Origin of the sequence: Methylobacillus gramineus, assembly GCF_020532675.1 — a bacterium.
Taxonomy (GTDB): domain Bacteria; phylum Pseudomonadota; class Gammaproteobacteria; order Burkholderiales; family Methylophilaceae; genus Methylobacillus; species Methylobacillus gramineus.
Window position 1 is genome coordinate 391,237 of sequence record NZ_JAJAVE010000001.1, and the last position, 14,685, is coordinate 405,921.

Consider the following 14,685-nt stretch of genomic DNA (forward strand, 5'->3'; position numbering starts at 1 on the left):
GGCGCTATAAAAATAGATGGAGGAGACAATATGGACTCAACACAGTCAGGAAATGACGTATTTTTTATATTACTCGGCGCCATTATGGTGCTTGCGATGCATGCAGGATTTGCCTTTCTTGAAGTTGGCACGGTGCGTCGCAAGAACCAGGTGAATGCCTTGGTCAAGATCATGGTGGATTTCTCAGTATCGACCATTGCCTATTTCTTCATTGGCTATGGCCTGGCTTATGGCATTGGTTTTATGCAAGGGGCGGAAGCACTTTCGGCGCAAAATGGCTATCAGTTGGTGAAGTTCTTTTTCCTGCTGACGTTTGCGGCAGCGATTCCAGCCATTATTTCTGGGGGCATTGCAGAGCGCGCTAAATTCAATCCACAGTTGGCAGCGACGTTTGCCATTGTTGGCCTGGTCTATCCATTTTTTGAAGGCATTGCGTGGAATGGACAATTCGGCATCCAGGAATGGCTGGCTGCCACGTTCGGTGCGCAATATCACGACTTTGCCGGGTCTGTGGTGGTGCATGCCATGGGGGGCTGGATTGCGCTTGCCGCTGTGCTATTGCTCGGTCCGCGTATTGGCCGCTATAGCAAGGATGGAAAATTGCATGCTTTCCCTCCTTCCAGCATTCCCTTTCTGGCACTTGGGGCATGGATACTCACCGTAGGCTGGTTTGGTTTTAACGTAATGTCAGCTCAGACTGTCAACGCAGTGACAGGCCTGGTAGCACTCAACTCCCTGATGGCGATGGTAGGCGGCACACTGGCGGCATTACTGGCTGGAAAGAATGACCCTGGATTTGTACATAATGGCCCACTGGCTGGATTGGTGGCTATTTGTGCAGGGTCAGATATTGTGAATCCACTTGGGGCGTTAGTGATCGGGTTGGTGGCAGGTAGTGTCTTTGTCTGGACTTTCACCCTGACGCAAAATCGCTGGAAAATTGACGATGTGCTTGGTGTCTGGCCGTTGCATGGTATTTGTGGGGCTTGGGGCGGGATCGCTGCCGGTATTTTTGGTACTACAGCTCTGGGCGGTCTGGGAGGTGTGCATATTGTGTCTCAGTTGATCGGCACTACTCTCGGTATCACCATTGCGCTAATTGGAGGCTTTACAGTCTATGGCCTGATCAAGCTGGTGGTCGGGATACGCCTGGATGCGGAGGAAGAGTATGACGGTGCTGATCTCTCAATCCACAAGATCGCAGCAACACCAAATCTTGCAGCAGGACAGGATGAATAGCTGCTTTGTTACAAGTGATGTTGTTGGTTAGGCGTTATTTGTAAAGATTTCACTGCATCCATATAGGTGCAGTGAAATTATCAGGATATTTAACACCGCTTCGAAATTGATGCGTAAGATGATCTTTAGATCTATATTAATTCAATGTTAATTAATCCTTACAATAGATGAAATTTGTCTATGTTAAATGGAGTTAAAATATGATAATGACATTGATCTATCGCGCATGATGAATGACTATATTTTGATCAATATTCACAGTGCTAAATATTTATTAATTGATTGAACTTAATATACATAACTCAACTCTGACCAGTAATAATTTTCTAGGGTGATTTTCATTGTGTAATTACTAGCAATAGGATGTTTGAATATTATTTTTGATAATTGTTAATCAATATGTCTTTTAAAGTGAAGTTTTATATATTGTAAAAAAACTAAAGCATATGCTAAGATCAAAACCTCTTATTTTGAATGGTAAGTCACACCAATCCATCGCATGATGGCCAGGTAATTTAAACGTATGTCTTCCAAAATCACCCATGCAACTATACAAATGCGGATATTTTTATTATCCGTTGTATTGGCATTGGCCAGTTTTGGTATTGTTAATATCCTTCATTATCAGGATGGTGATTTATATTTAGGGGATACTGCCCCGCTTCAAGTTATTGCTGAATCGCTTTCTGACGACGGAGAACCTCCAGCTTCTTCCCTTGATCTATTCATCTCCACTTTCCTTGCCGCTACGATATTCTCAGTCGGTAATGTGCTACTTGTCTGGGATAGAGCGAATAAAAACTTTGTATATAGATTAATCTTCTCAACCCACGTCCGACCCCGCGATCCTCCCTCCTTGACCTAAGCGTCATCTTTATATTTTTCCGATTTTGAGTGCTACAACCTGATGTATTAATGCTGATAACAAGGCGAGATACGAGCGTTGGTGCTGGCCAATTTTAAGCAGTTCATACCTCGAATAGCTTTGCTTATTGTCATGAAAAAATTGCTTATGCCTTCTATTTTTTTGAGATGGCAAGCGAATATATCTGATTGTTATCCTCTCAATAATCGGCGTTAAATCAAACTACATTGCTGTATCTGGCAGACACCATGATCCTTGCTGAGGATTGCAGTGAGCTTACCTGCGCCTGTCATATAGAAACGTGGTTTAACAGTCTTCTTCGTTGCTAAGGCATTCTTATCTTATGTTAAAAATTGTTTATTTTGCTTTAAGCCTCACGGCATTGCTATTGGGTGGATGCCATGAAGTTGAAACCACGGAACATGAAGATGTGGCGAAATTTAAGGTAACCACTCCTATCCGTCGTGATACATCGATTGTCAAGGAGTATGTTTCTCAGATACATGCAATTAGACATATTGAGATCAGGGCATTAGAGAGAGGTTATCTTCAAAGTATTTATGTGGATGAGGGGCAACAAGTGAATCAGGGGCAGATGATGTTCAAGATCATGCCTAATATTTATCAGGCTGATCTGCAGAAGGCAAAAGCAGAAGCTGATATGTCATTGATTGAGTATAAGAATACTCAAGCATTGGCAGATAAAAATATTGTTTCCTTAAATGAACTTGAATTATCAAAAGCCAAATTAAATAAAGCAAGTGCTGAAGTAAAAGCAGCAGAAACCCACTTGGGGTTTACCAATATAAGTGCACCATTTACCGGGATTATGGATCATCTTGAAGTGCGTAATGGCAGCCTGATTGATGAAGGGGATTTGCTTACTACGCTATCGGATGTCAGCAAGATGTGGGTGTATTTTAATGTTCCGGAATCAGAATACATTGATTACATGAAAAACAAGAAAAACCGTGAACATGAGAAAGTGAAATTAAAAATGGCCAATGGAGACATTTTTGATCAGGAAGGGGTGGTTGAAGCGATTGAAGCGGATTTTGATAACAAGACAGGAAATATTCAATTCAGAGCCACCGTACCTAATCCAGATAAGATTTTAAGGCATGGTCAGACGGGTAATGTATTGATGACGGTTCCTTATAAAAATGCCATGTTGATTCCACAAAATTCTACGTTTGAAATTCTGGATAAAACGTATGTGTATGTTGTAAGTAAAGACAACAAACTGGAGCAGAGGTTAATTCAGATTGATGCAGAATTACCACATCTATTTATCGTTAAATCCGGGATACAAGATGGGGAAAGGATACTCATTGATGGCTTGAGAAAAGTCCAGAATGGCCAGGTTATTAAGGCCAATTTCATCCAACCTGAACAGGCTGTTTCCGATTTAAGCCTTTACGCTGAATAACCAGACAGGTGATGATGACATGCTAAACATATTTATCAAACGACCAGTCATGGCGATTGTGTTATCGCTATTGATTGTGTTCATGGGGTTTCTCGCCATCAAGGCGCTACCCACTTCACAGTTTCCTGACATTGCGCCTCCACGCGTCATCGTGTCCCTGGCATATCCCGGTTCCAGTGCTGATGTGTTGGTGCAATCTTCGTTGATCACTATCGAGCGTGCGATCAATGGTGTGCCAGGGATGAAGTACATTATTTCTGATGCCACCAGTGCGGGGGAGGCGACGATCCAAGTGATTTTTGACTTGGGCATAGATCCTAACCAGGCCATGATCAACGTCAAGACCCGCCTCGATCAGGTGATGAGCCGCTTGCCACAACTGGTGCAGATGGAAGGGGTGGTAGTTGAGCGGGTGCAGCCGAGCATGCTGATGTATATCAACTTGTTCAGCAAAGACAAGAATGCGGACGAGAAATTTCTCTTCAACTATGCCAATGTCAATGTTATTCCTGAGATTCAACGGGTCAATGGGATTGCGCAAGCCAAGATTTTGGGAAGCCGTCAATACGCAATGCGCATTTGGCTTAATCCAGATCGTATGCGTGCCTATAAGGTATCGACCGAAGAGGTCATGGAGGCTATCAATAGCCAAAGCGTGATTGGCCGTGCCGGGCGACTAGGTCAAAGCTCCGGGATTGCTGCGCAATCCAAGGAGTATGTGCTGTTGTATCAGGGGCGTTACAACAAGCCCGAGCAATATGAAGACATCATTATCCGTTCCAATTCGGAAGGCGGAATCCTGCGCTTGAAGGATATTGCCAAGGTGGAGTTAAGTAGTGAGTTCTACGATATCTATTCCAATAAGGATGGCTTTCCTTCAGCCGCGATCGTGCTCAAGCAGAATTACGGCAGTAATGCGACAGAGGTGATCGAGCATGTGAAGGAGAAAATGCAGGAGTTGAAGGCGGCCTTTCCCGAGGGCATGGATTATGAAGTTAATTACGATGTTTCCAAATTCCTGGATGCTTCCATCGAAAAAGTCATTCATACCCTGATCGAGGCATTTATCTTGGTGGCCTTGGTGGTGTTTATTTTTCTGGGTGATTGGCGATCTACCCTCATCCCTATACTTGCCGTGCCGGTCTCATTGATAGGCACATTCTTTGTGATGCAGATGTTCGGGATTTCCATCAACCTCATTACCCTGTTTGCCCTGGTACTGGCGATCGGGATCGTGGTGGATAACGCCATCGTTGTGGTTGAGGCTGTGCATGCCAAAATGGAAAGTGAGCATCTTCTTCCATATCCGGCAACGAAGAAGGTTTTGGGTGAAATCGGCGGTGCCATTGTCGCTATCACATTGGTAATGACAGCGGTGTTTGTGCCAGTTGCTTTCATGACAGGGCCAGTAGGAGTGTTCTACCGCCAGTTCTCAATCACCATGGCAGCTTCTATCATTATTTCCGGCGTAGTAGCTTTATCCCTGACGCCTGTGCTCTGCGCCATGTTGTTGAAGAGCAATCATGGTCAGCCTAAACGCCGTACTCCCATCAGTGTGTTCATCAATGCATTCAATCGTATTTTTGAAAAAATCACCGGTCGCTACACCCAGCTGCTTGATGTTGTCGTGACTAGGAGATTCCTGACATTTCTGATGTTGGGCTTGTTTGCATTGGGTACGTTTCTGGTCAATAAATCCCTGCCTGCAGGGTTTATTCCAGGGGAAGATCAAGGGATGGTCTATGCGATTATCCAGACACCGCCAGGCTCTACTCTGGAAGTCACCAACAAGATTGCCCGTCAGTTGCAGACCATCGCCTCCAAGGTTGAAGGAGTGCAGTCAGTGTCATCACTGGCCGGTTATGAGGTACTGACCGAAGGGCGAGGCTCGAATGCCGGGACTTGTATCATCAACCTCAAAGACTGGTCCCAACGCAAGCATTCTGTGCATCAGGTGATTGCTGAACTGGAAGAAAAAACCAAAGACTTTGGTGCAGTGATCGAGTTCTTTGAACCGCCTCCTGTCCCTGGCTATGGTGCGGCTTCTGGCTTGGCACTACGTCTGCTTGATAAAACCGATAACACGAATTATCACGAGTTTGACAAGATCAATCAGGACTTCCTGAAGGCATTAGGTAAACGTAAAGAACTGACCGGCCTGTTTACTTTCTATGCGGCGAATTATCCGCAATATGAAATTCAGATTGATAACAATCTTGCCATGCAGAAGAAAGTGTCTATTGCCAAGGCGATGGATAACCTCGATATCCTGATTGGGAGTACCTACGAGCAGGGCTTTATCCGCTTTAACAACTTCTTCAAAGTCTATACCCAGGCTGGCCCAGAGTTCCGCCGCTATCCAAGCGATATCCTCAGTTATTACGTGAAGAACGAAGAGGGTGAAATGGTGCCGTACTCAGCTTTCATGAAGCTGAAGAAGATGCAGGGGCCCAACGAGATTACCCGCTATAACCTTTATAACTCAGCCACCATTCGTGCCATGCCTGCCCAAGGCTATACAACCGATGATGCTATCAAAGCAGTAGAGCAAGTGGCCAAGGCAACATTGCCCAAGGGATACGATATCGGCTGGGAAGGCTTGTCATTTGATGAGGCTCACCGAGGCAATGAGGCGCTCATTATCTTTGCCGTTGTGCTGGTCTTCGTTTACATGGTGCTGGCTGCTCAATATGAAAGTTTCATCCTGCCCTTGGTCGTGTTGTTGTCGCTGCCAGCAGGGGTATTTGGTTCGTTCTTTCTTCTTAAGGTTTTGGGTTTGGCAAACGATATTTATGCCCAGGTTGGACTCGTCATGCTGGTCGGGCTACTTGGAAAAAATGCGGTGCTGATCGTGGAATATGCCGTGCAGAAACATGAGCAGGGGATGTCGATCAAGGATGCGGCGATCGAGAGTGCCAAAGTGCGTTTCCGTCCCATCCTCATGACCTCGTTTGCGTTCATCGCTGGCTTGATTCCCCTAGTCGTTGCCACTGGAGCTGGCGCAGTAGGCAACAGGACCATTGGTACATCTGCCTTGGGTGGCATGCTGTTCGGTACCGTGTTTGGCGTCATCCTGATTCCTGGTTTGTATTATGTGTTTGCCAAGCTGTCTGAAGGTAAGTCACTGATCAAGAATGAAGAGTTTGAGCCATTAACTGAAATCTATCACTACAGTAAGAATGATGATGACCAAGAATAAAGCCATTCAACTGATCGTATTGGGAAGCCTGGCCTTGATGGTGCAATCCTGCGCTATCCCAGCGATTACAAAAAAAGACCCTGAGGTGCACCTGCCTGACACATTCACCACTCTTGGTAGTGACGGCATGAATAGCACTGCCACCATGAATTGGAAGGATTTCTTTGAGGATCCCTATTTATCTGGGCTGATAGATACCGCCGTTGCCAATAACAAGGAAATCAATATCCTCATGCAGCGCATCAGTATTGCCGAGAATGAGGTACTGGCAAGAAAAGGGGAGTACATGCCATTTGTTGGGGTGGGCGCTGGTGCTGAAGTGGAAAAGGCTGCTCGCTATACGCGCAATGGTGCGGTGGAAGAAAACCTTGATATCAAGGAAGGCAAGTCCTTCCCCAAATATCTGGGCAACTATCAATTTGGCCTGGTAGCGTCGTGGGAGCTGGATGTCTGGAAAAAGCTCAGGAATGCGACCAAGGTCGCGACCATGGAGTATATGGCGTCTATTGAGGGTAAGCATTTCCTGGTGACCAACCTGGTGGCAGAAGTGGCCAACTCCTATTATGAACTGCTGGCACTGGATAACGAGCTTGATAATCTCGACAAGAATATCGAGATTCAACAACAGGCGCTAGAAGTGGTGAGGCAGCTTCAGCAATATGCGAGGACTACATCGTTAGCCGTAAAGCGCTTTGAAGCCGAGGTGAACAAAAACCAGAGCCAGCGCTATGAGGTAAAACAACGGATTGTCGAGACTGAAAACCGGATCAATTTTTTGCTGGGACGTATCCCCCAGCCGATTGAACGCGCCTCTGCTGGTTTTATGGAGATCAATCCCAAGATACTGCAAGCAGGAGTTCCCTCCGAACTGCTGGAGAACCGGCCAGATATACGTAAAGCGCAGCTTGAGCTGGAAGCTTCCAAGCTCAATATTGACGTTGCAAAAGCCAATTTCTATCCCTCCTTTGCACTGAAGGCGGGCCTGGGGTTCCAGGCCTTCAATCCACGATATCTGTTCAATATGCCTGAGTCTGTGGCCACCTCGTTTGCTGGCGATGTAATGGCGCCATTGATCAATCGCAATGCCATTGTTGCGACCTACAAGAATGCCAGCGCGGAGCAAATTCAGGCAGCATTTGAATATGAACAGACGATTATCAAGGCCTACATTGAAGTGTCAAGCCAGCTTTCCAATATCGATAATCTGGAAAAAAACTACGCGCTGAAAAATCATCAGGTTGACACACTGACCAGCTCCATCGAAATCTCAAACCAGCTCTTCAAATCTGCACGCGCCGATTACATGGAAGTGTTATTGACACAGCGCGATGCATTGGAAGCCAGGATGGACCTGATTGAAACCAAACAAAAACAAATCATGGCAATGGTTAATTTATACAAAGCACTTGGAGGTGGCTGGCAATAATGTTTGTGAAGGCAATATCCATACAATTTCAATATTAACTATCTACTAGGAGATGATGATGAAACAGGTTTTATCGATAATCACGGTTGTATTGTCATCGGCTGCAGGCGTTTCCGCCTATGCGCAAAATAATGAGGCAATGCTGGACGGACATGTGTTGGCTGCAGCCAATATTTCTCCGCTTAACGCCACTTTTGATGGGCGGGTGGCAGAAACACACGCCATGATTAGCCAGAAGGATGCAGAGCGGGCAATGAATAATCGACCTCATCCAAAATATGGCTTCAATATCAATCGCATCAATACCACAGCTGAAAAAGCTGAACGCAATATGGGTAAGCATTTTGTCTACGTTACCCATCCCAAGAATGGCTTCAGGATCAAGCGATACGTGGGTTGATCCTGAGCATGTGTAAGGGCTGACCGTTAAAATAGCCCGGAATTCTGCACACTAGGCTTACCTCGAAAACAAAGAGGTAAGCCATTTTTTTGCTTTTGTCTTTTAACGCGTCGAGTATTGCCAGTATTTGATAGGCATAAAAGCAGAAATATAAAGTTAATAACCTACCTTGCGCTGTGCGGTAAGCCTTGGGGCGTGGTATCTTTGAGCTGTTGTCGATTCACTCATCATCATGCTACAGCAAACCAAAATTTTCCTCTGGCGTACCATCGCAGTGCTTGCGCTGATCCTAGGCGTGATCGGGGCATTTCTGCCCATCATGCCTACGGTGCCTTTTGTGCTGGTCGCCGCCTGGGCTGGCGGACATGGTTGGCCCCAGCTGGAGCAATATTTATTAAACCATCCCAAATACGGCTGTCATATCCGTCAATGGCGTGAACATGGTGCAGTGTCCCGCCGGGCCAAGAGCTTTGCTATTTTCATGATGACATGCAGCGGTACCATGCTCTGGTTCACGCCTGCGCCAGTCTGGTCCAAATGGGCAGTGAGCCTGACCATGGCGTCTGTTGGACTTTGGCTATGGTTGCGACCTGAACCAGAACAATGTTGAGAAGCCGTGCCGTGGCGGTTTGCTTGGTCGTGATGGCCGCATGTTAGAATGCCGCCCATGTCAACTTTCCATGTGCTGATCCCTGCTGCCGGTTCTGGCAGCCGCATGGGGTCTGAGTTACCCAAGCAATATCTGCCTTTACTGGGCAAACCGCTGATTCACCATGTGCTGGCCATGTTGGCGCAAGCACCTCGTATTGCCTCGGTGCATGTGGTGGTTAGCGCTGATGATGCGTGCTGGGATGAGCATGCGGTGGATTATGGCAACAAAGTGCAGGTGCATCGCAGTGGGGGGGCGACACGAGCTGCAACGGTCTTGAACGGACTGTATGCCATGGCTGGTCAAGTGAGGGCTGATGACTGGATACTCGTTCATGATGCTGCGCGCCCAGGCTTGAGCCAAGCCTTGCTCGCCAGCTTGCTGGATGCATTGGAGCATGATGAGGTGGGCGGCTTGCTGGCGATTCCGTTGGCAGATACCCTCAAGCGTGCGGATGAGCAGCAGCGGGTAGCCACTACCGAGCCACGCGATGGCTTGTGGCAAGCACAAACCCCGCAGATGTTCCGCTATGAAATACTGCAACGTGCACTGCAACTGGCAGGTGGCGCACCGACCGACGAAGCGCAGGCCGTTGAGGCGCTGGGTTTGAAGCCCAGGTTGGTGGTGGGCCAGTTGCGCAACCTGAAAATCACATACCCGCAAGACTTGAAGATTGCCGAGGCAATCCTGCTGGCGGATGCCAAGGAGAATGAAGCAATATGATCAGAGTAGGCAATGGATTTGACGTTCACCAATTGGTGGAAGGACGTCCTTGTATCATAGGCGGCGTAGATATTCCCTATGCCAAAGGCCTGAAAGGCCATTCAGATGCAGATGTGCTGCTGCATGCAGTGAGTGATGCATTGCTGGGGGCTGCTGCGATGGGCGATATCGGCAAGCATTTCCCTGATACCGATGAGCGTTTCAAGGGTGCTGATTCCCGGGTGTTATTGCGGCATGTCGTCAATCTGTTAAAAACCAAGCATTATTCTATTGTGAATATTGATGCGACTATCATGGCAGAAGCGCCCAAGATGGCACCGTATGTTGCTGAGATGTGTCGCAATATTGCCAACGACTGTGGCCTCCCTGATGACAGTGTCAATGTAAAGGCCACCACAACCGAAAAGCTGGGGTTTACCGGGCGTGGTGAAGGGATTGCAGCGCAGGCCGTATGCCTGATTCAGCGTTACCAGATTTGAGTGCTGAGTTTACGAATGGATAAAAAGCCCGGCATGCCGGGCTTTTTGTTGTCAGCGGCTTATTCGCCTCTGCGTTCATCAGAAAAGTAAGGGAACAACAGGGGTAGCAATAGCAAAGTGAAGAGGGTGGCTGACACCAGGCCACCGACAATCACGACGGCGAATGGCCTCTGGGTTTCAGAGCCTATGCTGTGTGAAAGTGCAGCAGGCAATAATCCCAGACCTGCCATCAATGCAGTCATCATGATCGGGCGCAGGCGTGCGACAGCGCCATCAACGACGGCTTTCTTGAGTGCATACCCTTCTCGCATCAGGTACTTGATCTGTTCCACCATGATGACGCCGTTCTGCACCGACACCCCGGCCAGCGCAATGAATCCCACGGCGGCGGAGACTGAGAGATGCAAGCCCGCGAGGCCAAGTGCTGCCAGGCCCCCGATCAGCGTGAAGGGGATCATCATCAGTACCAGCAAGGCATTGCGTATAGACTTGAAGGCCATGAATAGCAGCACGAATATCATCATCAATGACAGCGGTACAATCACTTCCAAGCGCTTCATGGCGCGTTGCTGGTTCTCGAACTGCCCGCCCCAGGTGATGGTATAACCAGGCGGTAGTTTGACCTGTTGCTTGACCTTGTCCATGGCTTCGGCCACAAAGCTACCCTGATCGCGATTGATCAGGTTGGCCTTGATGGCGACGATACGTGAGACTCCCTCACGACTGACGCGGGAGGCCCCCTGCTTGATGCTGATGTCTGCGACTTCACCCAGTGGAATGGTGCCGGCATTATCAGGCAGTGCCACAGGCAATTCTGCGATGTCATCCACCCCATCGCGATATTGGCGATCCAGGCGCAAGGTCACGTCAAAGCGACGATCCCCATCATAAAATGTGTTGGCAGCATTGCCTGCCATGGCCGTCTGTATGGTGGTGTTAACATCATTGACCGTCATGCCGTAACGCGCAAGTTTTGTTCTATCCAGGGCAATATTCAGCTCTGAGTTACCGGAGATGCGGATGGCAGCAACATCGGTAGCGCCCTTGATGCTATTCAATACATCGACCACCTGGTCTGCCTTGTCTTCCAGAATGGCGAGATCCGGGCCAAAAATCTTGACCGAGATTTCCCCTTTAACGCCTGAAAGTGCTTCTTCCACACTGTCCTGTATCACTTGCGAGAAGTTGGTGGGAATGCCCGGAATCGTATGTATCTTGCCGGAGATGCTTTCTATGAGTGCTTCCTTGTTGGCGAAGCTCCATTCCGAGCGCGGCTTGAGGTCAGCCAGAATCTCAATATTGTTCGGTCCTTTAGGGTCAGTGCCATCATCAGGCCGCCCGACATGGCTGACGACCAGATTGACCTCTTTGTAACCTTCAAGAATGGTACGCACATGGCGTTCTACTTCCTTGGTTTTGGCCAGGCCAGTGGAAGGTGGCAGGCTGATGGTTAGCCATATATTGCCTTCATCCAGCTTGGGCAGGAACTCAGAACCCAGCCTGGGGGCGAGCAGCAGGGAGGCAATCAATAAGCCCACCGAACCTGCAACCAGTGGCCAGCGAATATTGACTGTGCGCAGCAACAGGCTGCGATAACCTTCCTGGATCTTGTGCATCCATCCGCTGTGCTTTTCCGCCATATCCTCGCGGCGCATGGTGTAGGAGAGCAGGGCTGGCACCAGGGTCAGTGTGAGCAGGATGGCACCCAGCAGGGCAAAGCTCAAGGTAAACGCCATGGGCGAGAAAATCTTGCCTTCCACCCGCTGGAAAGTGAAGATGGGCAGGAAGGCCAGGATGATGATGGCCTTGGAAAAGAGAATGGGCCTGCCCATTTCAATCGCGGTTTGCTTGAGTGTGTGCAAACGCCAGCCAAAGGTGGCTTGTTGTGGCAGCTTGTCTATCTGTGCGGCTGCCAGGCGCACCATGAGGGCTTCTACCAGCACCACAGCACTGTCGATAATAATCCCGAAGTCCACTGCCCCCAGCGAAATCAGGTTGGCGGAAACGCCACGGATGTCCATGATGATAAAGGCAAATAGCAGTGACAGTGGAATCACCGATGCCACAATCAGGGCAGCCCGCCAATTGCGCAGGAAAACAATGAGTATGGTGACGACCAGCAGTGCACCGACAATCAGGTTTTCAGTGACGGTATGTACCGTATGCTCAATCAGGGTTGTGCGGTCGTAGAAAGGTGCAATCTTGACGCCAGGCGGCAGCTTGGCATTGATCTCGTTGACCTTGCTGCGTAATGCATCAATGACCCTGGCCGGGTTCTGGCCCTTATTCATGATGACAATACCTTCTACCACGTCATCTTTATCATTAAAGGCGACAATGCCAGAACGGGTACGGTCACCAATTTCCACAGCACCGATATCACTGACCAGTATGGGTTTGCCGCCGCGTGAATCAATCACGGTATTGGCAATATCTTCCAGACTCTTGTAAAGACCAATACCGCGCACTACTAGGTCTTCATCGCCGCGGTGCATGAGGCCACCGCCAATATTGCTGCTGTTGCCGCTGAGAGCGTGGTTGACCTGGTCTATGGTGATATCGAATTTCTTCAACAGATAGGGATCAAGCTTGACCTGATATTCCTTGATGCTGCCACCAAAGCTGGTGATGTCAGCAACACCAGAAACCGTGCGTAACATGGGACGGATCTGCCAGTCCTGGATCGCACGGATTTCACGTTGCGGCATATCCTTGGGTGCTTCTACCAGGTAGCGGAATATCTCGCCCACGGCAGTGGAAAGGGGAGCCAGTGTTGGCTGGTATTCTGCTGGCAGTTCTGCATCCTGCAAGTGCTCCAGCACTTGTTGGCGGGCAAAGTAATCATCGGTTTTTTCCGAGAAGGTCAGCGTGATGACTGAAAGCCCGGTAATGGAGACAGAGCGCATTTGCGTGAGGTGAGGAACGCCGCTCATTTCGTGCTCGATGGGAAGGGTGACCACACGCTCGACCTCTTCCGGTGCCAGGCCTGGCACCTGCGTCACAATGCCGACGTGTACATCCTCTACGTCTGGGAATGCCTCAATCGGCATATTGTCCACCGCAAAATAGCCCGCGATGATCAGGGCCAGCGTACCCAGCAAGACAAACACCCGCTGTTGCAGCGAGAAGGTAATCAGTTTATTCAACATGGTGGGTGGCCTTATTTACCTGCGGCAAGTTCGGAATTGAGCAGGATTGCTCCTGACGTCACCAGTTTTTCATTATTGCTCAGGCCTTGTTTTACGGTCGCAAAGTCCTTGCCCTGCACATCCAGGGTCACTCGGCGCTTCTTGATATGCCCGGGGCTGGTCTCGACGAAGACATAGCTATACAGGCCTTCTGTGATCAGTGCACTGTTGGGAATGCGGATGACCTGGCGGTTGCCTGGGCTTAATGGGGTGATGCGGGCATACATTTCCGGTTTGAGGCGGCCGCCCTTGCTATCTACCGAGCAGCGAATGGGAATACGGCGCGTGACAGGATCTATCATGGCACCGATGGAAAGAATCTTGCCGCTGAATGCTTCACCTGGATAGGCATCCACCTCCACTGAAACGCTTTGCCCGGGATTGACCTTGCCCAGGTCACGCTCTGGCAGGTCGATACTGGCCCAGAGATGAAGTGGGTCGGTGATGATGAAGATCGGGGTGGCGGCATCCGGCCTGACCTCGCTGCCGGGATTGACCTGGCGATCAACGATGATGCCAGCTAGCGGCGCACGCACACTATAGCTTTCGTTGGTATTGCGACTTGCCCCCAGATTGTTGAGGCGGGCACTGGCGCGGGATGATTCAGCCGCGGCTTCATCCAGGTCTGCCTTGCTGGCTTCAAGCTCCTTGTGTGGTATCACGCCGCCATCCAGCAACATGCGGCTACGCTCATAAGCCTGCTTCTTCAATTGCAGTTCAGCCTGGGCTTTGCGAGCGTCGGCAATGGCGCTGCCCAAGTCGGGGGAGTCCATGGTCATCAACACTTGACCGGATTTGACGGTATCCCCGATTTCCGCATTGATCCTGAGTGCGCGGCCCACAACCGGTGAGCTGATGCGGGCCGTAAAGTTTTCGTTGAATACAATCTTGCCATTGAAGGGCGAGCTGGCAGGGGCTGGAATCTGAGTCACTGCTTCGATTTTCAGGTTGGCGAGCTGCGGGGAGTCTGCTGCCAATACCACCTCATCGGCAGCTTTTGGCTTGGCGACTTCCGCGGCCAACAGCGGGGTCGTGCTATACAGGCTTGATAACAGCAGTATCAGTAATTTCTTGTTCATTATGGGCTT

General features: G+C 49.2%; 11 protein-coding genes. 9 read left to right on the plus strand and 2 right to left on the minus strand.

Annotated features, from left to right (window positions below; translation table 11 throughout):
- Positions 1-30: 30 nt before the first annotated feature.
- From LG201_RS01910 to ispF, 9 genes are all read left to right on the plus strand, one after another.
- Positions 31-1,239, plus strand: coding sequence for an ammonium transporter (locus LG201_RS01910; RefSeq protein ID WP_226770491.1), 1,209 nt, complete (start codon positions 31-33; stop codon positions 1,237-1,239).
- A gap of 523 nt (positions 1,240-1,762) precedes the next feature.
- Complete coding sequence (locus LG201_RS01915) at positions 1,763-2,104, plus strand: hypothetical protein (protein WP_226770492.1); 342 nt, start codon at positions 1,763-1,765, stop codon at positions 2,102-2,104.
- Positions 2,105-2,447: 343 nt separating this feature from the next.
- Positions 2,448-3,533: an efflux RND transporter periplasmic adaptor subunit gene (locus tag LG201_RS01920; protein WP_226770493.1), complete on the plus strand. Its 1,086-nt coding sequence runs from the start codon at positions 2,448-2,450 to the stop codon at positions 3,531-3,533.
- Positions 3,534-3,552: 19 nt separating this feature from the next.
- Entirely contained in the window at positions 3,553-6,732 is a 3,180-nt protein-coding gene (locus tag LG201_RS01925; RefSeq protein WP_226770494.1) for an efflux RND transporter permease subunit, read from the plus strand.
- Positions 6,716-8,158 carry a TolC family protein gene (locus LG201_RS01930; protein ID WP_226770495.1) on the plus strand — a complete coding sequence of 481 codons (1,443 nt, stop codon included), beginning with the start codon at positions 6,716-6,718 and terminating at the stop codon, positions 8,156-8,158. Before LG201_RS01925 ends, LG201_RS01930 begins: the two co-directional genes overlap by 17 nt.
- A 58-nt stretch (positions 8,159-8,216) precedes the next feature.
- Complete coding sequence (locus LG201_RS01935) at positions 8,217-8,558, plus strand: hypothetical protein (RefSeq protein WP_226770496.1); 342 nt, start codon at positions 8,217-8,219, stop codon at positions 8,556-8,558.
- A 232-nt stretch (positions 8,559-8,790) separates the two neighbouring features.
- The gene (locus tag LG201_RS01940; RefSeq protein WP_226770497.1) at positions 8,791-9,168 is read left to right on the plus strand and encodes a YbaN family protein; all 378 of its coding nucleotides are present in this window, start codon (positions 8,791-8,793) and stop codon (positions 9,166-9,168) included.
- Positions 9,169-9,225: 57 nt separating this feature from the next.
- The gene (ispD, locus tag LG201_RS01945; protein WP_226770498.1) at positions 9,226-9,930 is read left to right on the plus strand and encodes a 2-C-methyl-D-erythritol 4-phosphate cytidylyltransferase; all 705 of its coding nucleotides are present in this window, start codon (positions 9,226-9,228) and stop codon (positions 9,928-9,930) included.
- The gene (gene ispF / locus LG201_RS01950; protein ID WP_226770499.1) at positions 9,927-10,409 is read left to right on the plus strand and encodes a 2-C-methyl-D-erythritol 2,4-cyclodiphosphate synthase; all 483 of its coding nucleotides are present in this window, start codon (positions 9,927-9,929) and stop codon (positions 10,407-10,409) included. The genes ispD and ispF overlap by 4 nt, the downstream gene beginning before the upstream one ends.
- Positions 10,410-10,468: 59 nt before the next feature.
- Here ispF and LG201_RS01955 read toward each other — a convergent pair whose 3' ends face one another.
- Both LG201_RS01955 and LG201_RS01960 read right to left on the minus strand, forming a co-directional pair.
- Positions 10,469-13,558, minus strand: coding sequence for an efflux RND transporter permease subunit (locus tag LG201_RS01955; RefSeq protein WP_226770500.1), 3,090 nt, complete (start codon positions 13,556-13,558; stop codon positions 10,469-10,471).
- Between the two features lie 11 nt (positions 13,559-13,569).
- Complete coding sequence (locus tag LG201_RS01960; RefSeq protein WP_226770501.1) at positions 13,570-14,676, minus strand: efflux RND transporter periplasmic adaptor subunit; 1,107 nt, start codon at positions 14,674-14,676, stop codon at positions 13,570-13,572.
- Positions 14,677-14,685 lie beyond the last annotated feature (9 nt).